Annotated in this window: 25 protein-coding genes; 15 read left to right on the forward strand and 10 right to left on the reverse strand. The window is 32.4% G+C overall.

Going from position 1 to position 25,527, the window contains the following annotated elements:
- Positions 1-25 precede the first annotated feature (25 nt).
- Positions 26-1,366 carry an Nramp family divalent metal transporter gene (locus tag BK821_RS07470; RefSeq protein WP_256201625.1) on the reverse strand — a complete coding sequence of 447 codons (1,341 nt, stop codon included), beginning with the start codon at positions 1,364-1,366 and terminating at the stop codon, positions 26-28.
- A 218-nt stretch (positions 1,367-1,584) separates the two neighbouring features.
- On the opposite strand from BK821_RS07470, the gene BK821_RS07475 reads away from it, so the two are divergent.
- Positions 1,585-2,079 carry a DUF4064 domain-containing protein gene (locus BK821_RS07475; protein WP_046836115.1) on the forward strand — a complete coding sequence of 165 codons (495 nt, stop codon included), beginning with the start codon at positions 1,585-1,587 and terminating at the stop codon, positions 2,077-2,079.
- A 106-nt stretch (positions 2,080-2,185) separates the two neighbouring features.
- On the opposite strand, the gene BK821_RS07480 is transcribed toward BK821_RS07475, so the two are convergent.
- On the reverse strand, positions 2,186-2,797 hold the full coding sequence (locus tag BK821_RS07480) for a YktB family protein (protein ID WP_046836116.1): 612 nt from the start codon (positions 2,795-2,797) through the stop codon (positions 2,186-2,188).
- A 247-nt stretch (positions 2,798-3,044) separates the two neighbouring features.
- Here BK821_RS07480 and BK821_RS07485 point away from each other — a divergent pair, with 247 nt between their 5' ends.
- The gene (locus tag BK821_RS07485) at positions 3,045-3,866 is read left to right on the forward strand and encodes an inositol monophosphatase family protein (protein WP_046836117.1); all 822 of its coding nucleotides are present in this window, start codon (positions 3,045-3,047) and stop codon (positions 3,864-3,866) included.
- A gap of 86 nt (positions 3,867-3,952) precedes the next feature.
- Here the strand turns inward: BK821_RS07485 and BK821_RS07490 are convergent, their stop codons facing one another.
- A complete protein-coding gene (locus BK821_RS07490; RefSeq protein ID WP_046836118.1) occupies positions 3,953-4,144 on the reverse strand; it encodes a DUF5325 family protein in 192 nt (63 codons plus the stop codon).
- Positions 4,145-4,244: 100 nt separating this feature from the next.
- Between BK821_RS07490 and typA the strand changes: the two genes are divergently transcribed.
- On the forward strand, positions 4,245-6,092 hold the full coding sequence (gene typA / locus BK821_RS07495) for a translational GTPase TypA (RefSeq protein ID WP_046836119.1): 1,848 nt from the start codon (positions 4,245-4,247) through the stop codon (positions 6,090-6,092).
- A 334-nt stretch (positions 6,093-6,426) separates the two neighbouring features.
- On the opposite strand, the gene BK821_RS13230 is transcribed toward typA, so the two are convergent.
- Both BK821_RS13230 and BK821_RS07500 read right to left on the reverse strand, forming a co-directional pair.
- A complete protein-coding gene (locus BK821_RS13230; RefSeq protein WP_082104699.1) occupies positions 6,427-6,600 on the reverse strand; it encodes a DUF2197 domain-containing protein in 174 nt (57 codons plus the stop codon).
- 1 nt (position 6,601) lies between these two features.
- A complete protein-coding gene (locus BK821_RS07500; protein WP_071331486.1) occupies positions 6,602-7,084 on the reverse strand; it encodes a hypothetical protein in 483 nt (160 codons plus the stop codon).
- A gap of 356 nt (positions 7,085-7,440) precedes the next feature.
- On the opposite strand from BK821_RS07500, the gene BK821_RS07505 reads away from it, so the two are divergent.
- From BK821_RS07505 to BK821_RS07515, 3 genes are all read left to right on the forward strand, one after another.
- Entirely contained in the window at positions 7,441-7,716 is a 276-nt protein-coding gene (locus BK821_RS07505) for an Fpa/YlaN family protein (RefSeq protein WP_046836121.1), read from the forward strand.
- 381 nt (positions 7,717-8,097) lie between these two features.
- Positions 8,098-9,333 (forward strand): cell division peptidoglycan polymerase FtsW, encoded by a 1,236-nt coding sequence (ftsW, locus tag BK821_RS07510; protein WP_063410193.1) that lies wholly within the window; start codon positions 8,098-8,100, stop codon positions 9,331-9,333.
- A 412-nt stretch (positions 9,334-9,745) separates the two neighbouring features.
- Positions 9,746-13,201: a pyruvate carboxylase gene (locus BK821_RS07515; RefSeq protein ID WP_071331487.1), complete on the forward strand. Its 3,456-nt coding sequence runs from the start codon at positions 9,746-9,748 to the stop codon at positions 13,199-13,201.
- Positions 13,202-13,570: 369 nt separating this feature from the next.
- Here BK821_RS07515 and BK821_RS07520 read toward each other — a convergent pair whose 3' ends face one another.
- Positions 13,571-14,479, reverse strand: a complete 909-nt coding sequence (locus BK821_RS07520; RefSeq protein WP_071331488.1) for a COX15/CtaA family protein — start codon at positions 14,477-14,479, stop codon at positions 13,571-13,573.
- 286 nt (positions 14,480-14,765) lie between these two features.
- Here BK821_RS07520 and cyoE point away from each other — a divergent pair, with 286 nt between their 5' ends.
- Positions 14,766-15,677: a heme o synthase gene (gene cyoE, locus BK821_RS07525; RefSeq protein WP_046836125.1), complete on the forward strand. Its 912-nt coding sequence runs from the start codon at positions 14,766-14,768 to the stop codon at positions 15,675-15,677.
- 24 nt (positions 15,678-15,701) lie between these two features.
- Positions 15,702-16,163, forward strand: coding sequence for a DUF420 domain-containing protein (locus tag BK821_RS07530; protein WP_046836126.1), 462 nt, complete (start codon positions 15,702-15,704; stop codon positions 16,161-16,163).
- 153 nt (positions 16,164-16,316) lie between these two features.
- Here BK821_RS07530 and BK821_RS07535 read toward each other — a convergent pair whose 3' ends face one another.
- Positions 16,317-18,575, reverse strand: coding sequence for an ATP-binding cassette domain-containing protein (locus BK821_RS07535; RefSeq protein ID WP_071331489.1), 2,259 nt, complete (start codon positions 18,573-18,575; stop codon positions 16,317-16,319).
- A gap of 178 nt (positions 18,576-18,753) precedes the next feature.
- On the opposite strand from BK821_RS07535, the gene BK821_RS07540 reads away from it, so the two are divergent.
- Together BK821_RS07540 and BK821_RS07545 are read left to right on the forward strand one after the other, a co-directional pair.
- Entirely contained in the window at positions 18,754-19,803 is a 1,050-nt protein-coding gene (locus BK821_RS07540; protein ID WP_046836128.1) for a CAP-associated domain-containing protein, read from the forward strand.
- Positions 19,804-19,820: 17 nt separating this feature from the next.
- Positions 19,821-20,255 (forward strand): YlbF/YmcA family competence regulator, encoded by a 435-nt coding sequence (locus BK821_RS07545; RefSeq protein ID WP_046836129.1) that lies wholly within the window; start codon positions 19,821-19,823, stop codon positions 20,253-20,255.
- Between the two features lie 98 nt (positions 20,256-20,353).
- On the opposite strand, the gene BK821_RS07550 is transcribed toward BK821_RS07545, so the two are convergent.
- Entirely contained in the window at positions 20,354-21,274 is a 921-nt protein-coding gene (locus tag BK821_RS07550) for a lysophosphatidylglycerol phospholipase D (RefSeq protein WP_046836130.1), read from the reverse strand.
- A gap of 129 nt (positions 21,275-21,403) precedes the next feature.
- Here BK821_RS07550 and BK821_RS07555 point away from each other — a divergent pair, with 129 nt between their 5' ends.
- Positions 21,404-21,655, forward strand: a complete 252-nt coding sequence (locus BK821_RS07555) for a YlbG family protein (RefSeq protein WP_046836131.1) — start codon at positions 21,404-21,406, stop codon at positions 21,653-21,655.
- Positions 21,656-21,767: 112 nt separating this feature from the next.
- Here BK821_RS07555 and BK821_RS07560 read toward each other — a convergent pair whose 3' ends face one another.
- Complete coding sequence (locus tag BK821_RS07560; RefSeq protein WP_046836132.1) at positions 21,768-22,157, reverse strand: DUF7147 family protein; 390 nt, start codon at positions 22,155-22,157, stop codon at positions 21,768-21,770.
- A gap of 70 nt (positions 22,158-22,227) precedes the next feature.
- Between BK821_RS07560 and rsmD the strand changes: the two genes are divergently transcribed.
- Complete coding sequence (gene rsmD / locus BK821_RS07565; RefSeq protein WP_071331490.1) at positions 22,228-22,785, forward strand: 16S rRNA (guanine(966)-N(2))-methyltransferase RsmD; 558 nt, start codon at positions 22,228-22,230, stop codon at positions 22,783-22,785.
- Positions 22,772-23,263 carry a pantetheine-phosphate adenylyltransferase gene (coaD, locus tag BK821_RS07570; protein ID WP_046836134.1) on the forward strand — a complete coding sequence of 164 codons (492 nt, stop codon included), beginning with the start codon at positions 22,772-22,774 and terminating at the stop codon, positions 23,261-23,263. The genes rsmD and coaD overlap by 14 nt, the downstream gene beginning before the upstream one ends.
- Before the next feature lie 134 nt (positions 23,264-23,397).
- Here the strand turns inward: coaD and BK821_RS07575 are convergent, their stop codons facing one another.
- Positions 23,398-24,531: a nucleotidyltransferase gene (locus BK821_RS07575; RefSeq protein WP_071331491.1), complete on the reverse strand. Its 1,134-nt coding sequence runs from the start codon at positions 24,529-24,531 to the stop codon at positions 23,398-23,400.
- A gap of 126 nt (positions 24,532-24,657) precedes the next feature.
- Between BK821_RS07575 and BK821_RS07580 the strand changes: the two genes are divergently transcribed.
- Together BK821_RS07580 and rpmF are read left to right on the forward strand one after the other, a co-directional pair.
- Positions 24,658-25,206 (forward strand): YceD family protein, encoded by a 549-nt coding sequence (locus BK821_RS07580; protein ID WP_046836136.1) that lies wholly within the window; start codon positions 24,658-24,660, stop codon positions 25,204-25,206.
- Positions 25,207-25,287: 81 nt separating this feature from the next.
- A complete protein-coding gene (gene rpmF / locus BK821_RS07585; protein WP_002507971.1) occupies positions 25,288-25,461 on the forward strand; it encodes a 50S ribosomal protein L32 in 174 nt (57 codons plus the stop codon).
- Positions 25,462-25,527 lie beyond the last annotated feature (66 nt).

Here is a 25,527-nt window from a genome sequence, read left to right on the forward strand (position 1 = left end):
TGATATCATCGGCATTTTTATATCGCTATAAGTCTTGAAATGTTTGAATAATTAAATAGATATTTAAAATACTTAAAATAATTATTAGGATCCAGGAAATGGTATTAACCCAACTTTTATTTTTAAACGGCCCCATTAAACGATAATCGTTAGTTGCTAGTTGTAATGGGATTAATGAAAAGGGTAACGCTAAACTTAAAAATACTTGAGAGAATACTAATAGTTGTTCCATTTTAGCTTCATTACCATGAAATATAATTAAGCATAAAATAATAGGTAATATGGCAATGACTCTTGTGATTAGCCTACGTAACCAATTAGGTATTTTAAGGTTTATAAATCCTTCCATGACTATTTGTCCTGCCATTGTCCCCGTTATTGTTGAATTTTGTCCGGAGGCAAGCAGTGCTATTGCAAACAACGTACTCATCACTGCACCCATAGAAGCGCCTATCACCGGTTGATGCAACAACGCATTGTATAAATCATAAAAACCACCGAGTTGTTCCGTATTTACGCCATAAAATAACGCGGCGCCTAACACGAGTAATAAACAGTTAATAACAAATGCAATAGATAGTTGTATATTCGAATCGAGAGTGGCAAATTTAATAGCTTGTGCTTTTGATTTTATACTATTTCTATCATACATTCTAGATTGTACGATGGAAGAATGTAAATATAAGTTATGTGGCATAATTGTCGCACCAATAATACCTAATGCTATAAATAGGGCACTATTATCTGTAATAATTGTCTGGTGTGGTATAAAGCCATTAATTATATCATTTACTTCTGGTGAAGCTATGAATACTTCGAATATAAAAATAACGAGTACGGTAAAAATCAATGTTCCGACGATAGCTTCAATTTTTCTAAATCCAAAACGCATAATAAATAACAATAAGAAAACGTCGAGTACTGTGATTAATGCACCTATTAATAATGGAATATCAAATAGTAAATCTAAGGCAATAGCACTTCCGATAACTTCAGCAATGTCTGTAGCGATAATTGCAAGCTCTGCTATAATCCAAAATATAAACGAAAGCGGTTTGTTCAAATAGTGTTTGGTTGCTTGCGCTAAGTCCATACCTGTTGCTATGCCTAATCTTACTGTCATACTTTGTAATAGCATTGCAGATAAACTAGATAGTAAAATTACGAATAGCAAAATATAACCAAATTGTGCGCCGCCTTGCATGGAAGTAATCCAATTACCTGGATCCATATAACCTACCGCTACTAATAGTCCAGGTCCTAAAAAGGAAAGTAATTTTTGGCTGAATTTACCATTAGAGTTTACAGAAACCGTATTATTGATTTCATCCATACTTTTATGTTTATTGTTTGTTTGTTGTGTCAAAAAATCACCGCCTAAATGTATCATCAATATTCTCTAGATTACTCCAAATAATTTGTTAGGTCAACCTAAAACTAAGGTTGTAAACATAAGTATTATAACATTTGATTAAATAAAATAGGCTTGGTTTAATAGATTATGTATCTAAATAGCACAAGATAATTTTTAAACTTTAATAATTTTGCTATGATAGTATTAAAATATAGAAGAGGAGGATAACGATGAAGAGAAAAGCAGAACGCATTATTGCATGGATCGCAAATGGACTAAGTTTAATATATTTATTGTTTTTAGTAATAGGGTTATTTTTAATAAACAATCCACAATTTGTAGAAATGTATAATGAAATGAATCAACAAAATGGCGTAGAGATATCCTCAGAAGCATTTAAAGCTACCGCAATTTTCCAAGGTAGCATCTTACTTATTTCTACAATATTAGGTATTATAGCAACAATTTTAATAAATAAACACAGAGTATTATCTGCATGTTTATTTATTGTAGCTGGTTTAATAGGTTTATTTACTGCTAATATCATTGCACTTGTTTTATGGTTGATAGTTGCTATTATGCTGTTTAGTAGAAAAAATGATAAAAAGCATAATAATCTAAAACCCAATCAACAAAATGGAGACAGTCAAAAACAACAACACCCGGAAGTAAACCCTGATACGGAAATGAAAAAGAAAAAAGACAATGATCCTTATATATATTAATTTGATGATTAACTTATCTAGTTGAGTAATGAAAAAAGGACAAATTTAAAGCACGGAGCTAAAGTTAAACTTTAGCTCCGTGCTTTTACACCATGTTGATAGAAAATTATCTATAAAATTTTAATAATTGTTCAAATGTTTCTTCTAAGAAATGTAAGAATGATTTATCGCTTTTTAGCTGTTCGCTTTGAGGAGTTAATGTGCGTGCAACAAAAAACTCACCTTTTTTAACTTGTTTCACACGTGTTATGGCCTTATTTAAATCTTCGTCAGACATTTCATGTATGTAAGTTTTTTCTTGACTCATATGGTCTAAACTTACACTATAATCTTTTGGTAAGTTTTTTAATGTTTCAAATTGCTCAGTAAATACATCGACACGTTGAGCTTTATCTTTAGCTTCATGCATTACACCATACATTACAAATAATTGATCTTCAAATAACCCTATCTGGAAGTGAGGAAGCATTTTGTAACCTCGATTATTAGTAGCAAAAGCCACCCATGTGTCTTTAGGTGGGTTTACGCTTCGACGAGCGTGTTTAGCAACATGTGGATAAAATGTTTCGCCAGTTGTTGTTTCTAAAAATTGAGTGAAATACGCTCCCAATTCATTTAATTGTGGTCGAACGCGTTCATTCAATGCTTCCATGCGCGCATCAAGACCATCTATTGTAAAAGCTTTAAAGTCATTAGGTTTAAATGTGTACTTAGTCATATAGACCTCCTATATTCAATATATTCGTTTGTATTGTAGCATAATTTGTTATTACTCTCATCGACTTTGACTGAGCGTATGATCAGCGTGTGAAAGTAAGTATAATAGGGTATACAAAGATATATTAATGAACTAAACAATTTAATTTAAATGCTATACATATAAAAAATGAATATTAGGGAAGTTATTCAACACCTTTTAGAACAATAATTAATGTATAATATAAAGAGACTAAGGAGCTGATACAATGACTGTTTATGAATTTGCTAAAGGTCTAATATTAGAAGCGGGAAATAATGTTAAAAAAATAATGAAACAAGATATAGAAATAGAAACAAAATCAAACCCAAATGATTTAGTAACTAATGTAGACAAAGCTACTGAAAAATATATATTTGATAATATAATGAAGACATACCCGAATCATTTAGTTATCGGCGAAGAGGGGCATGGACATGACCTAGTAGATGAACAAGGTGTAGTTTGGGTAGTAGATCCTATCGATGGTACATTGAACTTTGTACATCAAAAAGAAAACTTTGCAATATCGATTGGTATATATAATGAAGGAAAACCCTATGCAGGATTTGTTTATGATGTGATGAATGATGTGCTATACCATGCCAAAGCGGGGGAAGGTGCATATGAAAATGAACATCCAATACCAGATATACCTTCGACACCTTTAAAAACAAGTATTATAGGTATAAATCCTAATTGGTTGACCAAGCCAAGGCTAGGAGAAATATTTAAACCGATCGTTGATGAAGCAAGGAGCGCACGTGCTTACGGTTCTGCAGCATTGGAAATTGTTTATGTAGCGACAGGTAAGTTGGCAGGATATATCACACCAAGGTTACAACCTTGGGATTTTGCAGGCGGGTTGATTATCTTGAATGAAGTTGGTGGTAAAGGGACTAATTTAATGGGGGATACATTATCTATTTATGAACCTAGTTCAATTGTTATGGCAAACAAGCAACTTCACTCGGAATTAATAAGTAATCATTTTGAAAAAAATATTGAAATCATAGAATTATTACAAAAAAGATTAAAAAATAGTGATTAGCGATTTTCAAATAGACAAAAAAAGCGTCTTACTCGTGTTTGTAGAGTAAGGCGCTTCTAAAAATTATTTATGAAAAAAGTACTGATTTAAAGCCAATCATTTTCACGATATTTCTTTTTTAATGTGAAACCGCAACCAAATGTTGCAATGAACAATATAAGTGTTAAAATCATCATTGGAACATTAGTTGCAGCTAAACTAAAACTAAATAATAGTAAAAATAAAATGGCTATTATAGCGAGTACCCAAAATATTGACTTTGATTTTTTTTGTTGCATCCCGACCACACCTTTATAGTTTTCTTTAACCAATTATATGATATAATAAAAAAGTTGCAAAGAGAAGTGGGAATTTACTCGAGAAAGGAATTTGTATAAAATGACTAAAATTAGAGAAGATGTTCGTAATATAGCAATCATCGCTCACGTTGACCATGGTAAAACGACACTTGTAGATGAATTATTAAAACAATCAGGAATTTTCCGTGAGAACGAGCACGTAGATGAAAGAGCAATGGATTCAAATGATATTGAGAGAGAACGTGGTATCACAATCCTTGCTAAAAACACAGCAGTTAATTATAAAGATAATCGAATTAATATTTTAGATACACCAGGACATGCTGACTTTGGCGGAGAAGTAGAACGTATCATGAAAATGGTTGACGGTGTTGTCTTAGTAGTTGATGCATATGAAGGTACAATGCCTCAAACACGTTTTGTATTGAAAAAAGCATTAGAGCAAAATTTAAAACCAGTAGTGGTAGTTAATAAAATTGATAAACCAGAAGCTAGACCAGAAGGTGTAGTTGACGAAGTCTTAGACTTATTTATCGAATTAGAAGCGAACGATGAGCAATTAGATTTCCCAGTAGTTTATGCTTCAGCTGTTAATGGTACAGCAAGTTTAGACGCAGAAAAACAAGACGAAAACATGCAGGCATTATATGAAACAATTATTGATTATGTCCCTGCTCCTATTGATAATAGAGATGAACCATTACAATTCCAAACTGCGTTACTAGATTATAGTGATTATTTAGGACGTATTGGTGTAGGACGTGTGTTCAGAGGAACAATGCGTGTAGGAGATAGTGTATCATTGATTAAATTAGACGGATCAGTTAAAAACTTCCGTGTAACAAAAATCTTTGGTTTCTTCGGTTTAAAACGTGAAGAAGTTAATGAAGCGTATGCTGGCGATTTAATTGCTGTATCTGGAATGGAAGATATCAACGTTGGTGAAACAGTAACACCTACTGATAATCAAGATGCTTTACCAGTATTAAGAATAGATGAACCAACATTAGAAATGACTTTCAGAGTAAATAATTCTCCTTTTGCTGGACGTGAAGGTGATTATGTAACTTCTCGTCAAATTCAAGAACGTTTAGATCAACAATTAGAGACGGATGTGTCATTAAAAGTTACGCAAACTGAATCACCAGATAAATGGATTGTTGCAGGTCGTGGTGAATTACACTTATCAATCTTAATTGAAAACATGAGACGTGAAGGTTTTGAATTACAAGTTTCTAAACCTCAAGTTATTTTAAGAGAAATTGATGGCGTTAAATGTGAACCATTTGAACGTGTACAATGTGAAGTGCCTCAAGAATATACAGGTTCAGTTATTGAATCATTGGGTCAACGTAAAGGTGAAATGGTCGATATGGTAACTACTGATAATGGCTTAACACGTATTATCTTTATGGTACCAGCACGTGGCTTAATCGGTTATACTACTGAATTCATGTCACAAACTCGCGGTTATGGTATTATCAACCATACATTTGAAGAGTTTAGACCTCGTGTTAAAGGACGTATTGGCGGTAGAAGAAATGGTGCTTTAGTATCATTAGATCAAGGTAAAGCAAGTTCATATGCAATTATGGGCTTAGAAGATCGTGGAATAAACTTCATGGAACCTGGTACAGAAGTTTATGAAGGTATGGTTGTTGGTGAACATAATCGTGAAAATGACTTAACAGTTAACGTCACAAAAGAAAAGAACCAAACAAACGTACGTTCTGCAAACAAAGACCAAACTGTAACTATGAAACGTCCTAGAGTATTAACTTTAGAAGAAGCGTTACAATTTATAAATGACGACGAACTTGTAGAAGCTACACCAGAAAATATTCGTATTAGAAAAACAATTTTAGAAAAATCAGCACGTGAGAAAGAATCAAAACGTGTTAAACAAATGATGCAAGAAGACGAATAATACAATTTGTATGATTTGAATAAAATTTATTTCAAGCTGTCGATGAGGTCTTAGACTTTGTCGACAGTTTTTTTGTACTTGCGACACTCTAACATCTGGTATTTTTCATCTTTTGTCTTACGATAGAAGTTAGTCTAAATGACTATCATGAAACATTGTGTTCATTTAAAAGATTATAGCAAGTGATCAAAGTTTAGATTTTCAAAATAAAAGACAAACCCAACGCTAAACAATAGCATTGGGTTTGTCTTTTATATTTTGAAACTGATTATCAGTATATCTATATCTCGGACTAGATTTGGATGTTGCTATACTAATTATTATTGAGCTTACTTTAACGATGATTATATGTTGATATTTGATTGCGATGTTTAGGTGTATCGAGTCTACTTTTACATTCATCACACATAAAAGTATGCATTGGATCGTTTTTTAATCTTTTAGCTTCTAATGTATTTTCATCAATAAATACTTCGGTATCACAGATAATACATTGCACTTTCCGCATCTTAAATCACCTCAATATGAGTAACGTACTTAAATTGATATGAATAACCTTCATCAGGAATATAGACAAAGCTATCAACGGCATTGTCATCATATAATCTCTTACCATCTTTAGCAAATTGGAAAAATAAATATGGTAATAAATCAATAGGTACCTCAATTGATGCTTCATGATTAAATAAACGAATTGCAGATGCTGTATTTTGTAATTCCGCATTTTTGAAAAAGGGAGTCATATTAATGACAAAAGAATTTTCTAATACTGCACGTTTCTTATACTTAATTTCAGAATTTAGTGTTGGAGGATTTGTTTGACCTTCTAAAATAGCACGATTCCATTCGCGATTATCATCAAAAGCAATTGGTTTTGTGCCATCAAAAACACCATTCTCTAAGTCTTCAATTTGTACTTTGCGATCGTCAAAAATCCAAGTTGTACTATCTAAAGTAATTGGAAATTTAACAGCGCCCTTAATTTGAATCATAATCCCACTCCTATTTAAATATCTACAGATATTTATAGTACTTTATAATAAAAATTATCTCAGAAAAATAATGTTAAGCCAAATCATGAATTTTTGGTGACTTTTATAATTAAGATGGTAATTTATTTAATATTTACATCTAATTTAGTTAAAAATGACTTTGTATAAAAACGCTTTCTTATCAAGGCTGAGCAGTTTTTGAAATAAAGTACTAAATACTGTTGAGATAAAATTTGTTTAAATACAATTTTATCACATATGACAGTATTTAGTATATTTCTGAATTCTCTTGCTTTTTAGTATTCAGTGAGATACACTTTTATTTATAAAGTTACAATTGATAGGGGGAGTATGTCATGGTAAAGAATCAAAAGTTAAATAGTGCGGCATATGACCAGTTGAATAAAGATGCTGATAGGATTCTCCAACTTATTAAAGTGCAAATGGATAATCTTACATTACCTCAATGCCCATTATATGAAGAAGTACTCGATACTCAAATGTTTGGATTGCAGAAAGAAGTTGATTTTGCAGTTGAACTTGGTTTAGTAGACAGTGAAACGGGCAAAGGTTTAATGCTTCGTTTAGAAAAAGAACTTTCTAAACTGCATGATGCATTTACAAATGTTTAATTGGGTTAATAGTGCGTATTGTGGCTAGATCCATTAATAGCCCAAATTTTAAAAATATACAAAAGCTATTGTAGTATTTAAAAACTACATAAACATATGAGAAGTGACTGGGAAATCAATATTTTGTTGATTGGGCCGCAGTCACTTTTCTTGTTTTAAATATACTTTTAAGTGGTGAGTAATTAAAATATTAAACTTTGTGTTATATTTGCTCGAGATAATATTGTAATGTTGATATAATGGAAAAAGCGCAATTTATTATTTTTTAATACAGACTTAATGTCAAATGAATAACTTAAGCATTACTAAATATGTAGGTTTAAGCATCAAGATCTAGCAAATAGTAAAGATATTAATAATTAGAATTGGATGATATGTCAAATGAATAACATAAAGCAATTTTTTCGATACATTGGCAGAAATGCTAAATTTATCGACTATCCGTTAGTAATTACATATTTATTATTATGTCTCATCGGTTTGGTAATGGTTTATAGTGCAAGTATGGTTGCAGCCACAAAAGGTACATTGACAGGTGGTGTAGCTGTATCTGGAACTTACTTTTATACCAGACAGTTGATGTATGTAATTATGAGTTTATCTCTCGTCTTTTTTATGGCATTTTTCATGAATGTGAAATTTTTAGCATCAACACAATTTCAAAAATGGATGATGACTGGAATAATTGTGTTACTAGGAGCTACATTAGTGGTAGGTAGTAACATTAATGGTTCAAAAAGTTGGATTAATTTAGGATTCATGAATTTACAAGCATCTGAATTATTGAAAATCGCAATATTATTGTATATTCCATATATGATAGAAAAGAAACGACCTAAGGTATTTAAAGAACCGAAATTATTAATGTCTCCAATTATTTTAGCTTCATTTTGTATAGGGCTCGTATTTTTACAAAGAGATATTGGACAAACGTTGCTAATATTAATCATTTTCTTTTCAATTCTATTTTATGCAGGGATAGGCGTACAAAAATCACTTAGATATGGTTTGATGATTATTATAGGTGTAGCACTTATTGGAGGCCTATTCTTACTATTAGGATTAGTCCCAGACTATTTAACAGCACGTTTTAGTACGTTAACAAATCCGTTTAGTCAAGAATCAGGTACAGGTTATCATATTTCTAATTCGCTTATTGCAATTGGAAATGGAGGTCTGTTTGGTCGAGGATTAGGTAATAGTATTATGAAATTGGGTTATTTACCAGAACCGCATACAGATTTCATTTTTTCAATTATTTGTGAGGAATTAGGCTTATTAGGTGGTCTTTTTGTTATTTGTTTATTATTTTTTATCGTTTACAGAGCTTTCGAACTTGCGAACAAAACGAATTCTTACTTCTATAAATTAGTATGTGTAGGCATAGCAAGTTATATAGGCAGTCAGACATTTGTAAACTTAGGCGGTATTTCTGGTACCATCCCATTAACAGGGGTGCCTTTACCATTCATTAGTTTCGGTGGCTCTTCAATGATAAGTTTAAGTATTGCAATGGGCTTGTTGCTCATTACAGCTAAACAAATTAAAATAGAAGAATTAAAAAAGAAAAAAACACGTAAAAGTCAAAATCATGTGGATATAGCTAAAAAGTATTAAATGTATTAGTGTCTATGAATGATGTTTTAAAATAGAATATTAACCATACATTAAAAGCAAACGTTACAACAGATTATTGTTGAAAACGTTTGCTTATTTTTATTTTATTATATCAGAATTTTGAAATACTTAGTATTTTTTAGAAAACCAATAACAAAAACTTATCATAAACAATAACTTTTTATTATGATATGATTATGATACAATTACTTTGGAACACGCTAATGGTAAGGAATTAGGAGTTTAATTTGATGTATTGTAGCTATGTATGCTTCCTTAATTAATAAACTGTTTATACATTGCACAGAGATTTGCTCTTATATTTTTTACTGTATACATTGTTCGTATTTTGATATAATGATTTTCATAACTAACTTTTTAGAAAATTCAAAAATTTAAGGGGGACCATGTTGTGAATAAAATAAATAAACTATTGGTAGCCAATCGTGGGGAAATAGCAATAAGGATTTTTAGGGCTGCAACGGAGTTGAATATTAATACAGTTGCGATATATTCAAATGAAGATAAGGGGTCTTTACATAGATATAAAGCTGATGAATCATACTTAGTAGGAAAAGACTTAGGACCGGCAGAGTCTTATTTAAATATAGAACGTATTCTAGATGTAGCAAAACGCGCAGGCGTAGATGCGATACATCCTGGTTATGGATTTTTAAGTGAAAATGAAACATTTGCACGTAGATGTAGCGAAGAAGGTATTAAATTTATTGGTCCACGTGTTGAACATTTAGATATGTTTGGAGATAAAGTTAAGGCACGAGCAACAGCAATTAAAGCAGACTTGACTGTTATTCCAGGCACGGATGGTCCAATTGATAGTCAAGAAGCGGCAATTGCATTTGCCAATGAAGCAGGATATCCACTGATGATTAAAGCTACAAGTGGGGGTGGCGGTAAAGGTATGCGTATCGTTCACTCAGAAGGTGAATTAGAAGAGGCATTCCATCGTGCTAAGTCTGAAGCTGAGAAATCCTTTGGTAATAGTGAAGTATACATTGAAAAATATATCGATAATCCAAAGCATATCGAAGTACAGGTGATTGGAGACGAACACGGAAATATTGTTCATTTATATGAAAGAGACTGTTCTGTACAACGTCGTCATCAAAAAGTAGTTGAAGTTGCACCATCAGTGGCACTTACTGATGATTTAAGAGAAAGAATATGTGATTCAGCAATTCAACTAATGGAAAAGATTGAGTATGTAAATGCTGGTACTGTTGAATTTTTAGTATCTGGAGATGACTATTATTTCATTGAAGTTAATCCACGTGTTCAAGTAGAACATACTATAACTGAAATGATAACAGGCGTAGATATTGTTAAAACACAAATCCTTGTAGCGGATGGAGAAAATCTTTTTGATAAAGAAATTTCAATGCCTCAGCAACAAGATATTCAAACTTTAGGTTACGCAATTCAGTGCCGTATTACGACTGAAGATCCTACAAATGATTTCATGCCAGATTCTGGAAGAATTATAGCATACCGTTCAAGTGGTGGTTTTGGTGTGAGATTAGATGCTGGAGATGGCTTCCAAGGCGCCGAGATTTCACCATATTATGATTCATTACTTGTTAAACTTTCCACACATGGCATGTCATTTAAACAAGCAGAAGAAAAAATGGATCGTTCATTACAAGAGATGAGAATTCGTGGTGTGAAAACAAATGTGCCATTCTTAATTAATGTGATAAGACATCCTCAATTTAAAACTGGGGACTATACAACGAAATTTATTGAGAAGACACCAGAACTATTTGATATTCAACCGACTTTAGACCGTGGTACTAAAACATTAGAATATATTGGTAACGTTTCAATTAATGGTTTTCCAAACGTTGAGAAACGTCCAAAACCAATATATGAGACTTCACCAATACCAGTAGTACCAAAAAAGGAAATAGCTAATCTTCAAGGAACGAAACAATTATTAGATGAAAAAGGACCTCAAGCAGTCGCAACATGGTTAAAACAACAGGAAGATGTACTAATCACGGATACAACATTTAGAGATGCACATCAATCTTTACTAGCTACACGTGTACGTACAAAAGACATGATGAATATTGCTTCTAAAACAGCTGAAGTGATGCAAGATAACTTTTCTTTAGAATTATGGGGTGGAGCTACATTTGATGTTGCTTACAATTTCTTGAAAGAAAACCCTTGGGAAAGATTAGAAAGACTTAGAAAAGAAATTCCAAATGTTTTATTCCAAATGTTATTACGTGCTTCTAATGCAGTAGGTTATAAGAACTATCCTGATAATGTAATTAAAAAGTTTGTGCAAGAAAGTGCTGAGGCTGGTATCGATGTTTTCCGTATTTTCGACTCATTAAACTGGGTAGATCAAATGAAAGTTGCAAATGAGGCAGTACAAGAAGCAGGGAAGATTTCAGAAGGTACAATTTGTTACACAGGTGATATCTTAAATCCTAAACGTTCAGATATTTACACATTAGAATATTATATAAATATGGCCAAAACGCTTGAAAAAGAAGGGTTCCATATTTTAGCGATTAAAGATATGGCAGGTTTATTAAAACCTAAAGCAGCCTATGAATTAATTGGAGAATTAAAAGCAGCTGTAGATTTACCAATACATTTGCACACGCATGATACAAGTGGAAATGGATTAATGATATATAAAGAGGCGATAGATGCAGGTGTCGATGTCATTGATACTGCAGTAGCTTCAATGAGTGGATTAACAAGTCAACCTAGTGGAAATGCATTATATTATGCATTAAATGGGTTTGATAGAAATATGCGCGCTGATATTGATGGCATGGAAGAATTATCTCATTATTGGGGAATTGTACGTCAGTATTATAGTGATTTTGAAAGTGATATTAAGTCACCTAATACGGAAATATATAAACATGAAATGCCTGGTGGTCAGTATTCAAACTTAAGACAACAAGCTAAGAGCTTAGGACTGGGTAATCGATTTAATGAAGTGAAAGATATGTATAGACGTGTGAATTTCTTGTTTGGTGATTTAGTCAAAGTTACGCCATCATCTAAAATAGTAGGAGACATGGCACTGTACATGGTTCAAAATGAACTAGACGAACAAGCAGTTATTGATGAGGGACATAAATTGGATTTCCCAGAATCAGTGGTTTCCTTCTTTAAAGGCGACATTGGTCAACCTGTCAGTGGTTTCAATAAAGATCTCCAAAAAGTTATTTTAAAAGGTCAGACTGCGCTTACAGACAGACCTGGTGAATATTTAGAGCCGGTAGATTTTGAGGCAGTTAGAAAAGAGTTAGAAGAAAAGCAACAACGTGAAGTGACTGAACAAGATGTTATTAGTTACGTACTTTATCCAAAGGTTTATGAACAGTTTATTGCGACACAACAACAATTTGGTAATGTTTCACTCTTAGATACACCAACGTTCTTCTTTGGAATGCGTTCAAATGAAACAGTTGAAATTGAAATAGATACAGGAAAACGACTGATTATTACGTTAAAAACAATAACAGAACCAGATGAAAAAGGTATGCGTACTATTTTCTATGATATGAATGGTCAGGCGAGACGTATCTATATTCAAGATGAAAATGTTAAAGCAAACGCAAGTGTTAAACCGAAAGCAGATAAATTAAATCCGAATCATATAGGGGCTCAAATGCCAGGTTCTGTTACAGAAGTGCAAATTTCTGAGGGTGAATCTGTCACAAGTGGTCAGGCTTTATTAATAACTGAAGCAATGAAAATGGAGACAACAATCCAAGCACCTTTTGATGGAACAGTGACTAAACTTACAGTTAAAAGCGGTGATGCAATTGAAACAGGTGATTTGTTGATAGAAATAGAAAAAGAACCTGTTGATTAATTAACGATTATCTATGCAATAAGTTGATACAAGCTTTTGTATTTGGATTCATAAATAAGAGGTAGCTACTACTCATAAAAGTGGCTATCTCTTATTTTTATTGGTTATCTAATGAATACTTGTATAGATAAAAATTTATCAAAAGGCGTTTAATATAGTTGATATTATATATACACTATGTTGCTATTTAAGTTAATCGTATGATTGAGAGATTAAAGTGTCATATGTCTTGAGCAAAAGATGAAGTTGAAAATTGTAAATTTTCAATCAAAAAAGTACAGCTCTGTTAAAAAACAGAGCTGTACTTTTTACTACAAATAGTTAGATTTTAGTCGTTTTTAATGATCATTGGATTGTTACTTAATGCGTTTATCCACCGCTCCTTATCGTTCGTAACATCAATACAATAAAGTAAGCAATTAAGCCAAATAATAATGTGATGAACAAAGCATGTAAAAGTGCGATAATTAAATTCACTTCAGTAATAATAGATAAAGCACCAGTCGTTACTTGTAATATGACTAGAATAAACGCAGCAGTGTAACCATATCGAATCGTACGGTTATGTTGATAATGATTAACTGCATGAATAAACGTAAGTAATATCCAAGTGAACGCTATAAATGCCATACATCTATGTGTGAAATTAATCCAATCTGCAACATTATGTGGCATTAAATCATTGAATGGTAAAGGCCATTGACCATAGGCTAAGCTGGCTCCTTTATGTCGAACTAAAGCGCCTGTATAAATAGTTAAATAAACTATGATTGCCATAATCCAAGTATAAATTCTTAACGGCTTTCTAATATATAATTCGTCTGCTTCGTATTTACGATCAACTTCAAAAATAATTAATGTTAGTACAAAGACTGAAGAGAATGAGACAAGAGATATACCGAAATGTAATGCTAAAACGTAAGCATTTTGTTGCCACATTACAGCAGCAGCACCTATGAGTGCTTGAAGGAGTAAGAATCCCACACTAATGATACATAAAGGTTTTACTTCTTTAATATAGCTAATATGTTTCCATGCCACAATAACCAACCATAAGACAATAATAAGAGATAAGCCAGATACTGCACGGTGACTTAATTCGATAATTGTTTGAATGGGAAGGTTTTGAGGTAAAAGAGCGCCATGACATAACGGCCAGTCAGAACCACATCCGTCGGCTGAACCTGTCTTTGTAACTAAAGCGCCTCCTAATTGAACCCAAGTCATAATTAGTGCTGCTGTCACCGATAACCATTTTAGGTTTCCTTTGTTAAACAATAATTCACACCCCACTTATAAATAAAACTATTGGGACTTTAAATAATACTCCAGTTGTAGCGAGTTAAGCCTTAATATTTGTAATGTTTAATTCCCAAAAGACATACTTGTTTAACATTAAATAAATCTTAACTATAATTATAACAATAAATGATGATTTATTTGTGTCATAAAAATGACGATTTATCGATGTCGTTAAAGTGTCACAAATTAGTTTATATAAATGTAGTAAATAACACAAATTTCATATATCATTGTGTTATATGGAAAAAATAGGAGGGGAATTATGAACAAAGAACAAACTTTGTCGCATAATACAAGTCGGGTAACTTTTAAAGAGTTACAGCAAATTATCAAAATGGGACTTGTGCAAGGGAATTTAATTCCCGCATTTGCTGGTTCTTGGCTTGCAGTTGTGTTGGCTAATCATTCCTTTCTCTCGTCAATACCACAAATCTTAATGATGTTGGTGGGCTCTACGTTAATTATGGGGGGCGCATGTGCTTTAAATAATTACTATGATCAAGATATTGACAGTATCATGCCAAGTAAACAACAGAGACCAACAGTTAATGAAAGAATTTCAAACAGAAATCTTTTAATTTTAAGTTTTGGAATGATGCTAATAGGAGAAGGTTTACTATTTGCATTAAACATACCATCTGGCGTTATTGGTTTAATAGGTATTGTAGGTTATGTATCATTTTATTCTATCTGGTCTAAACGTCATACAGTATGGAATACAGTGATTGGTAGTTTTCCTGGAGCAGTGCCACCGTTAATTGGTTGGACTGCAATTGAAGGAAATATTAGCTTGGTTGCAGTAGCACTATTTTTAGTAGTCTTTTGTTGGCAACCCATTCATTTCTACGCATTAGCAATTAAGCGTGAAGATGAATATTCGTTGGCTAATATACCAATGTTACCATCGGTTAAAGGTTTTAACCGTACGAGAGTGAGCATGTTTATATGGCTTGTGTTATTGTTACCACTACCATTTTTACTTAGTGACTTAGGTATCACATTTATTGTGTTAGCTTCATTATTAAATTTAGGTTGGATATACATGGGCTTAACAAGCTTTAAAAAAGAGTCAGATCAAATTAAATGGGCAACAAAAATGTTTATATATTCACTAAATTATTTAGTTGTATTTTTCGTGCTCGTTGTTGTCGTATCTCTAATCCAAATGTTCTAATAATTAATAATAAGGATGGAATTTATGAATTTACCAATTTTACCTACTATCAGTACAAGCTTTATTGTTATTAGTGCAATCCTTGTTGCAATAGGTTGGCGCAAAATTTGGAAACGTGAAATTGAAAGTCATAAAAAAGTAATGTTATGGGCAGCTGGTTTTGCACTTTCATTCTTTATCATTTATGCTTCAAGAACCGTTTTTGTTGGTAATACTGCTTTTGGTGGTCCAGATTCAATCAAGCTTTATTATACGATATTCTTAGTGTTCCACATTAATTTAGCAACAATCGGTGGAATTTTAGGGCTAGTACAAATTATTACAGCCTTTAAAGATAAGTTTAAAGTGCATAGATTCGTTGGACCTATAGCATCTATTATTTGGTTCTTTACTGCGATTACGGGTTTAGCTGTATATTTATTATTATATGTGTTTTACCCAGGTGGAGAAACAACGTCTTTAATTAAAGCGACATTAGGATTATAAATAATATTAAACAAAGCGTAAGTTTTTGCGAAATAATAGGCATATAAGAATAACATTTAAAAAGGTAAGCAATCCTAATGATTGCTTACCTTTTTAAATTGCTAAAAGAAAATTAAAAATGAGTTCATTGTATGTTGGTTAGGATAATTTCTATTAATATGATAGATAATTTTTTAAATGCTTAGCAGTTACAGACTCATCAATTTCTATTAAACCTTGAGGATAACCTTGATAAAGTAGTTTACCACCTTGTTCTCCAGCATAAGGGCCTATATCTATAATCCAGTCTGCATATGTCATCATTGTTAAATTATGTTCTATAATAATGACAGTATTCTTTTCTTTTATAAGTCTATCAAAACATTCTAATAAAATTGGAATGTCCTCCTCGTGTAGACCTGTAGTCGGCTCATCAAATACAAACGTATGATGCTGAACGGTGTTTGTAAGATATTTACTTAATTTAACGCGTTGGATTTCTCCTCCTGATAATGTATCAAGTGATTGTCCTAAAGTCATATAATTTAATCCTGTTGATGTAAGTGCATTTAAAGGCTCAGAAATCGCGGGTGTTGATTGGAAAATTTCTATAGCTTCATCTACTGTAAGTGCAAGGATATCTGCAATGGAATAACCGTTCACAGTAGCGTTTAAGACTTCAGGTTTATATCGTTTACCATGACAAACATCACAGGTTTGAGTAAAGTCAGGCATAAAAGCTAATTCGGTTTTTAAAATGCCTTTACCATGACATTCTGGACAAGCTCCTTCAGAGTTGTAACTAAACATCGATTTTTTTAACCCTGTTTTCTTACTAAAATAAGATCTCATCTCATCAAATATATCTAGATAAGTCAATAAATTCGAACGATTTGAAGCGTGTACTGGTTTTTGGTTGATAAAGATTGTATTTGTTTGATGTTCTAATCCGGCACGTATAAGAGAGCTCTTACCAGACCCTGCTACACCAGTTACTACTGTAATGGCTTGTTGAGGTATGTTGACTGACACATTTTTTAAATTATTACGAGATATTTGTGTTAATTGGATAAATTTTTCTGCTTGTCGTGGATGTGCTTTAAGATTGTGTAGCCGTCTTAAAGCTGTTCCTGTACTGGTAGCCGATTGAACTAATGATTGATAACTACCAGTAAATGTAATCTCACCGCCATGTTTACCAGCTAATGGGCCTAAATCTATAATATAATCGGCGATACGTATGACATCTGGGTCATGTTCAACAACGAGAACGGTATTGCCTTTGTTTTTTAAAGATAAAATAATCTCATTAATCCGTTGAATATCATCTGGATGTAAGCCGATACTTGGTTCGTCTATAATATATACTAAATCCGTAAGTGGACTATTTAAGTGGCGTATGAGTTTAATCCGTTGTGATTCACCACCAGAAAGAGAAGTAGTCTCTCTGGATAAAGTTAAATAATTGAGTCCTATGTAACTCAAGGATTCTAATTGTTGTTGTAGTGGTTTGATGATAACTTTTGCTTTATCAGAAGTAATGTTTTTAATAAATTTGATTGCATCATCAATTGATAAATTTGTGAAATCTGCTATATCATAGTTATTGATTTTACACTTTAACACATTAGGATGTAATCTTTTGCCATTACACTTTGGGCATTGACTTGAAGTTACAATGCGGTCAATAGCGTCTTTAAATTTATGTTTTTCAAAGTTATCATTGAGTAAAAAAGACCGTCTAAAACGATGTATGAGTCCTTCAAATTTTGCAGTTTTCGGCCAATTATCGGGTGGATTTTTTAACTTTGTTGGTTCTGTATAAAGTAATGTATCAAGTTCTGTTTTGCTATAATCTTTGAGTTTTTTATCATTATCAAATAAGCCTGAGTATAAGTAACGTTTACCTCGCCAACTATCAGGTCTGAATGAAGGGAAACGAATAGCATCTTCATTTAACGACTTGTCAAAGTCTAGTAATTCATTTAAATCAATATCTTCGACATAACCCAGGCCAGAACAAGTTTCACACATACCTTTAGGATTGTTGAAAGAAAAAATATCTGAATAGCCTACAAAGGGCTCCCCAATGCGAGACCATAATAGTCTTACTGAAGCATAGATATCAGATATAGTACCGACTGTGGAACGAGAATTACCACCTAATCTTTTTTGATTAATAATCATTGCAACAGGTAAATTTTCGATTAAATCTACTGTTGGCTTTGAATATTGAGTAAGTTGATGTTGTATATAGGTGGAATATGTTTCGTTTAAAAGTCGTTCAGATTCCGCAGCTATAGTACTAAAGACCAATGAAGATTTACCAGACCCAGAGCGACCAGTAAAGACAGTTATTTGGTGTTTGGGTATATCAACAGAAATATTTTTTAAATTATTTTGTTTTGCTCCGTGGATGCGGATAGTTTCCATAAAAATTCACCTCTTAATTTTATGTATACCCGAAAGGTATTATGAATCACGTCTGCTTTGTAACATCTCAATTTATATAGTAATTTATAGCTTAATAAAGAATTTACAATGACATGCCTTGCTTGTAACATAATGAAACATGTACAATAAACAAAAGAGAAATATAGGTGGGTGAGTGATGAAAAAGCTAATAATTAAAGTTATTGGTGTATTATTATTGATTTGTTTTTTGATTTATCTATTTTACTCGCCACGTTTAAAATTTGATGTCTTGGAAAATCCTAATAAAGATTCAACTAAATCTACACAAAATAAAGATTTTAAAGAACAAGAATCGAATGTTGAAAACCCTATGCCTAAGGAAGGCGTCGGTACGTGGGTAGGTAAAAGTTTAAATAGATTAACTGATAAATATGGACAAGCAGATCGTGTATATCCATATAAAAATGATTTTAAAAACTATGTCTTTAAACAAAAAGATGAATATTATTTGGTGACAACAAAAAGTGGTATTATCAAATCTGTTTATGCGACAGGGAAACAGGCTAAAGTGAATCCATTACATATTTCTGATAGTGCTTCCCATGTTTTTGAAGAATTTAGTATTAATCCAGAACCTACAATCAATGCTAATGGGAAAAAATATGAATTAGAATTGTCTGATTCAGATATGAAAACACAGACCTTAGTTAAGTTCAAAAATATATATGCTCAAATATATATAGATCAGCAAACTAATAAAATTGTAGCGGTAAGATATTTAGATAGTGAAGCATTAGCTGCATTTAAACCATATCAAATGTTAACTTCAAAAGAAGATAAAGAAGTCAAAAGTAAACATGGCGATTTACCTTACGAACAAAGTTCGAATCAATTGATGACGCTTTATGAAATAACAAATGAAATGAGAAAGCTCAAAGATGCAAAACCATTAAAAATTAACAATACACTTGCACATATAGCTTCATTTAACTTGTATGAGGCCACAGGAGCAGATAGTGTCGAATTCACAGAAGATGCCTTAAAACAGCAGCTTAATGAACAAGACGTGTCATTTGTATCAAGTAGTCAAAACGTAGGTTATGATTTTAATGATGTACCTACATTGATACACAGTTGGTTAAACTCAGATATACACAGGTCAAGAATGTTGAATTCTAAATATAATGAAATGGGTGGAGAAGTCATGAATGGCTACTATACCAATATATTTGTGGAAGAAAAATAGAAAGGAGATTTGTAATTATGATTACCGAAGAAACATTAACTGTACTAGATGATATAGAAGAACTTAGCGATAAAATAGTAGCATCGCGTGTTTATCATGAATATAAATTAGCAGAACAAGCATTAGCAGCTAATGATGAAGCACATCTTTTATATCAAGCTTTTTTGAAATCGAAGGACAAATACGATGAAATTATGCGTTTTGGTAAATATCATCCGGATTATCAAAGTGTGATGCTTGATACACGAAAAAGAAAGCGTGCATATGAAATGTTACCTGTTGTAATGGACTATAAACAAAAAGAAGTAGCATTACAAAATTTGATAGACGAAGTGATTGTAAAAATTGCATATGCTGTTTCTGAAAATGTAAAAATTGAAACGGGCAATCCATTTTTCCAAAAAGATTCAAGTGGTTGTGCTACTGGTGGCTCTTGTAGTTGTTCGTTGTAATATTTATGAATTTTTTAATACGGATATAGTAAGTGGGGAGTCATCACAGATAAAATAAAAGCTTGGGTATCTTAATGCGATATCCAAGCTTTTATTTTTTAGTGATATGTTAATTTAAAGCGTTCAGCTAAATCTGGGCGATCAGTGATAAGTGTATGAGCACCATGGAATAGTAAATCATTCATAAGGTCAAGGTTATTGACCCCATAATAACTTGGTACAATATTTCGTTCATTTAGCCAATGAATAAATCTTGGTGAATTTAATTTAACACCTTTAATGGCTATTGGCATGTGGAAAGTATGTGCATTTGTTTGAAACATGTGGCCTAAGCCTAAATTAAATTTAGAAAAACCTTCAGCAATTTCACAAGGTCTAGCACCAATTGCGATAAAACCGTTGCTTAGTTTGGAAATTTGATCAATGTGTTCTTGATAAGCACTAGATACTAAGACACGTTCTTGAGCATCATGCGTTACGATAATCTTATATAATAACTCAGGTACGAGTTGACCGTGTGAACTATTGGGATTATCACTTAAAGTAATACTAATCACTTGATTTGGGTATAAATCTAATAGTTCACCCAATGATAAAATACGTGCATCTGGATGTGCTTCATAGGGTTTAAAGTTATTAATATCGGTATAATGATAACCAGCATCTAAATTTTGTAATTCATCAAGTGTGTGCTCTGAGACTTTTCCTGAACCATTAGTTGTTCGATCGACATCTGTATCATTAAAAACGATTAATTGATTATCTTTCGTTATTCTGATGCTTATATCGAAACCATCTATATTATGAGCTACCGCATTATCAAAAGCGAGTTTAGTGTTTTCTGGTCGAACTGCCATACCGCCGCGATGTGCTAAGATATATGGGGCAGGTTTGGAAAAGAAAGCGGGTATACTTTGAGGTTTAGGTTTGGTTTTATATCTATTTATAAAAAACAAGCTACTGACTATACCAACCGTACTTAAAAAAGCACCCTTTAATAATTTGTTGAAATTTGTCATGAACAATCCTCCTCTTTTATGTATATAGAGTAATATAGCAAAACTTAGAGTTACATCAAAATAATTGTTATTTATAAAATGAAAAAGACGTGATATTATATAAGGGCTAATAATTGGAGTGATAATAAAATGCAAACTGTACCTAGAACAAGTTTAATCATATATTTGAAACATATGAAACACGAAAGACAAGTGCGAAAGTTTGGGCACATTGTCAGTACAAATAGGCAACAGCGCTATGTTGTTATGTATATCAATGAACAAGAAGCGGACCAAATTGTCGGGAAACTTATTAAGCTCAAATATGTGAAGCACATTGAAGGCTCACCATATAAATATTTAGAAAAAGTATATGAAAAGGAACAGCATGAAATTTCATAACGCAAATCATTTAAGTTTAAAGTTTAAGTAACGATAGCAATTATCTATTTGAAATTAAATAAAGCCACAATAGAACAATGGATTGTCTACGGTGGCTTTATTTTGTTGGTTTTTATTGTAAAGGCGGTATCCATCTTTGTAATCTTAATACGCTGATTAAGTAATTGTAATATAAATCAAGGTCATGAAACGCTTCAGGAGGTTGGACATCAATGCCTTTGATGTCAATGTCAAAGCGATCTGCTTGTGCATTAATGAGCTCGAATTTTTTGTTAGGCTTTGGATATGGATATTTTAAAGCGTTAATCATGATGTACATTGCTTGAAAATGCTGACCACTCGTTGGCTCCATAATGATTGCCACAGAAGAAAGTTTTTTCTCTGATGTAGGGGTATGAAAATATATGATGTGGTCTATACGTTGAAAGTTATATTCAATCAAGGTATTAAATTCAAATAAGTCTGTTAAGCCTTCACCAAGCTGAATAAATGCTTGTTTCATTATTAATGTCCTCCTTATCATGCAATATGAATTATATAAAATTTGTTATAGGAATGGAAGTGTAAATAATATGAGAGTGATTTCAGGAATACATAAGAGTAAAGCACTAGAAAGTATAGAAGGACGTAATACGAGACCGACTATGGATAAAGTGAAAGAAGGTATTTTTAATAGTCTTCATGAAGTATCTGGCATAGGATTAGACTTGTTTGCTGGTAGTGGGGCTTTAGGAATTGAGGCTTTATCTCGAGGAATGGATAAAGTGATTTTTGTTGATCAAAATTTTAAAGCTGTTAAAGTCATTAAAGCTAACTTAAAACATTTAAATATTGAAGCGCAGGCTGAAGTCTATAAAAATAATGCTGATCGTGCACTGAAAGCACTTTCTAAAAGAGAAATCCAATTTGATGTTATATTTTTAGATCCACCTTATGAAAAAGGATTGATTGATGAAGCTTTGGAAGGTATTGCAAAGTTTAATTTATTAAAAGAAAATGGTATTATCGTGTGTGAGTTCAATCATCATGAAAAAATAAACACTCAGCCATTCCAAGTGATTAAGCGTTATCATTATGGTTTGACAGATACTTTGTTATTAGAAAAAGGAGATAAAAATGTCGACAACTAAAGCAGTCATTCCTGGTAGTTTTGATCCAATAACATATGGGCACATTGATATAATAGATAGAAGTGCGGATCGCTTTGATGAACTTCATATTTGTGTTTTGAAGAATAGCAGTAAATCCGGTACATTTTCAATTGAAGAACGTATTGCGTTAATAAAAGAGTCAGTTAAGCATTTAAATAATGTTACGGTACATCATTTCGATGGATTATTAGTAGATTTTTGTGACCAAATTGGTGCTCAGACAATTATTAGAGGTTTGAGAGCGGTCAGTGACTTTGAATATGAATTGCGATTGACATCGATGAATAAGAAATTAAATAGTAATGTTGAAACAATGTATATGATGACGAGTACGAATTATTCGTTTATTAGTTCAAGCGTTGTAAAAGAAGTTGCTGCATATAAAGCAAATGTCTCTGATTTTGTGCCAGTTCACGTTGAAAAAGCACTGAACGAAAAGTTCAAAAAAGAAGAATAGTTTTAAAGGGAAAATCATAGGTGTTAATGTCGTAATTAAAAGGATGGTTGCTGTATTATAGTATAGCAATCATCCTTTTAATTACCCTGTTAACTTAATATATTAGGAAAATCAGTTTATAAGTTATTAACGTTTCATACCCGAATGACTGGTGTATTAAAATCAGTTGTAGTATCTTGTGATAATAAGTTATAAATTTTTGTAGCATGAATTTCATCTGAGAAGAAATGTGCATTTTTTTTATTTACTTGCGTTATAAAATGACGTTCTGGATAATTCTTTTTCAATTCTTTCAAATATTGTTGTCCTTTTTGGTTCATGCCTAGTACGCGCACGGCATTGATATTTGTAGGAGCATGGTTTTGTTTGAAATTTAGTAAGATATTCATGAGTACACGTTGAAGATGGGTGTAAGTGTATCTTTTTGTCTTAAGTAAGGTCATTAAATGTTCGAAAGAAGTTGCTTGAGTAATGACTTGCTTCAAACGATGCTCTAAACCTTCACTCATCGTATATATTTGATTAAGGCTTTTTAGATTATTGCTTAATATTGCATATTTTATAAAATGAAAGGTATCTTCAAGTTCTACAGCTGGCTGATCATATAAGTCATGTAGTTGCTGTGGAACTACATGTTTCCATAGTTCTTCGCCATCTTTGATTGATTTACGAATAGAAGTGCCACTTGCAAAATTAAGCCCTGTAATAACGGCATCATGATGTGAACTTTGTTCGCGTTTTAAAGTCCATGGTTGAATTGTTGGAGCCCATTTTTGGATTGCCCTTACATAAGAAATACCTAAAGTGTTATTAGGAGATGAGAGTAAGGTGTTATCTGATACTAGCTCACTTAAAATTCTAGGGTAGCTTTTACCTTCTTTGGATTTTATGATGAATTGTTGAGAATTTTCGACACTTTCAATATCTTTTGCAAGTGAGGTAAAGGCATCAATATTGCCTGATTCACTTCCAAATGATAAATGGTCAATCGACAAATAGTCAGCAACCTTGACTGCAGCTTCTGCAAAATAGGGGCCGGCAGATAACGTAGCATATGCAGGTAATTCAATAACTAAGTCTACCGCGCTTAAAGCCATCTGTGTACGAATAAATTTATTATAAATTGCTGGTTGGCCTCTCATGACAAAGTGTCCACTCATTATTGCGACAGAAATGTCAGCGCCAGTGATTGACTTTGACTTCTGGGCATGGTATAAGTGACCATTGTGGAAAGGATTATATTCTGTGATTAGTGCAACGCTTTTCATTTGCAATTCTTCCTTTCAGAATTCATTATAGATATTGTAACAGATGTGAATGTGTTAAGAAAAAATCTTGACAACTTATATCTATAAAGTTAAAATAAATTTTGTGCTTGTTAGAGGTGAAGCCATATGAAATGGTCAATAACACAATTAAGAAAATTCCAAGATAAACCATTTGAATTCCATCAAACGGTTAATTTTGATCATTTAGTAAAATCATTAGATTTAATAGATCTATCTGATATTGATATTGCTGGTGAATTAACCGTAAGGTCAAATGAAGTCATTGCAGATATGCATATCACGGGAACATATACAATGGCGTGTGCACGTACTTTGGTTCCGGTAGAAGCTCCATTAGATATCAAATCTCAAGAGATTTTTGATTTGGAAGGTTATGAACGTTATAGCAATGACGCAGAAGATGATGAACATTATCATGATGCAACAGACGGTATGATAAATCTAAAGGATATTGCTGAAGAACTTGTTATTATTGAAAAGCCAATGCGTGTTTTTTCAAATGAAAGCGATCAGATGTTACGAGAAGGTAATGGTTGGGAAGTTATTGACGAAGAACAAGCGATTGATGATGCTAAAGAACAAGAGCAATCTGATTCTAAGCAAATTGATCCTAGGCTTCAAAAATTACAACAACTATATGACGAAGAGCAATAGCAGATTTGTGTAATCTATAGTATAATAGATTATTGAATCTGAAAATATCTATTTAGTGTTTGAATATAAGGAGGATATATCATGGCAGTACCAAAAAGAAGAACGTCAAAAACGAGAAAAAATAAACGTCGTACGCATTTTAAAATTTCAGTACCTGGTATGACAGAATGCCCAAGTTGTGGCGAATACAAATTATCTCACCGCGTATGTAAGAACTGTGGTTCATACAATGGTGAAGACGTTGTATCAAAATAAATTTTTATTAATTTAATGACCTAATATAGGTCGACGATTATCGTTCATTAATTATTCACTTGATAA

It is taken from the genome of Staphylococcus sp. LCT-H4 (genome assembly GCF_001866145.1).
Lineage (GTDB): Bacteria > Bacillota > Bacilli > Staphylococcales > Staphylococcaceae > Staphylococcus > Staphylococcus succinus.

Coding starts and splice junctions, on each gene's coding strand:
- BK821_RS07475 (WP_046836115.1), top strand. CDS start 1,585: ATGAAGAGAAAAGCAGAACGCATTATTGCATGGATCGCAAATGGACTA.
- coaD (WP_046836134.1), top strand. CDS start 22,772: ATGTCGACAACTAAAGCAGTCATTCCTGGTAGTTTTGATCCAATAACA.
- BK821_RS07505 (WP_046836121.1), top strand. CDS start 7,441: ATGGTAAAGAATCAAAAGTTAAATAGTGCGGCATATGACCAGTTGAAT.
- rsmD (WP_071331490.1), top strand. CDS start 22,228: ATGAGAGTGATTTCAGGAATACATAAGAGTAAAGCACTAGAAAGTATA.
- BK821_RS07580 (WP_046836136.1), top strand. CDS start 24,658: ATGAAATGGTCAATAACACAATTAAGAAAATTCCAAGATAAACCATTT.
- BK821_RS07555 (WP_046836131.1), top strand. CDS start 21,404: ATGCAAACTGTACCTAGAACAAGTTTAATCATATATTTGAAACATATG.
- BK821_RS07480 (WP_046836116.1), bottom strand. CDS start 2,797: ATGACTAAGTACACATTTAAACCTAATGACTTTAAAGCTTTTACAATA.
- BK821_RS07490 (WP_046836118.1), bottom strand. CDS start 4,144: ATGCAACAAAAAAAATCAAAGTCAATATTTTGGGTACTCGCTATAATA.
- typA (WP_046836119.1), top strand. CDS start 4,245: ATGACTAAAATTAGAGAAGATGTTCGTAATATAGCAATCATCGCTCAC.
- BK821_RS07560 (WP_046836132.1), bottom strand. CDS start 22,157: ATGAAACAAGCATTTATTCAGCTTGGTGAAGGCTTAACAGACTTATTT.
- rpmF (WP_002507971.1), top strand. CDS start 25,288: ATGGCAGTACCAAAAAGAAGAACGTCAAAAACGAGAAAAAATAAACGT.
- BK821_RS07485 (WP_046836117.1), top strand. CDS start 3,045: ATGACTGTTTATGAATTTGCTAAAGGTCTAATATTAGAAGCGGGAAAT.
- BK821_RS07545 (WP_046836129.1), top strand. CDS start 19,821: ATGATTACCGAAGAAACATTAACTGTACTAGATGATATAGAAGAACTT.
- BK821_RS07540 (WP_046836128.1), top strand. CDS start 18,754: ATGAAAAAGCTAATAATTAAAGTTATTGGTGTATTATTATTGATTTGT.
- BK821_RS07500 (WP_071331486.1), bottom strand. CDS start 7,084: ATGATTCAAATTAAGGGCGCTGTTAAATTTCCAATTACTTTAGATAGT.
- BK821_RS07530 (WP_046836126.1), top strand. CDS start 15,702: ATGAATTTACCAATTTTACCTACTATCAGTACAAGCTTTATTGTTATT.
- ftsW (WP_063410193.1), top strand. CDS start 8,098: ATGAATAACATAAAGCAATTTTTTCGATACATTGGCAGAAATGCTAAA.
- BK821_RS07535 (WP_071331489.1), bottom strand. CDS start 18,575: ATGGAAACTATCCGCATCCACGGAGCAAAACAAAATAATTTAAAAAAT.
- BK821_RS13230 (WP_082104699.1), bottom strand. CDS start 6,600: ATGCGGAAAGTGCAATGTATTATCTGTGATACCGAAGTATTTATTGAT.
- cyoE (WP_046836125.1), top strand. CDS start 14,766: ATGAACAAAGAACAAACTTTGTCGCATAATACAAGTCGGGTAACTTTT.
- BK821_RS07550 (WP_046836130.1), bottom strand. CDS start 21,274: ATGACAAATTTCAACAAATTATTAAAGGGTGCTTTTTTAAGTACGGTT.
- BK821_RS07575 (WP_071331491.1), bottom strand. CDS start 24,531: ATGAAAAGCGTTGCACTAATCACAGAATATAATCCTTTCCACAATGGT.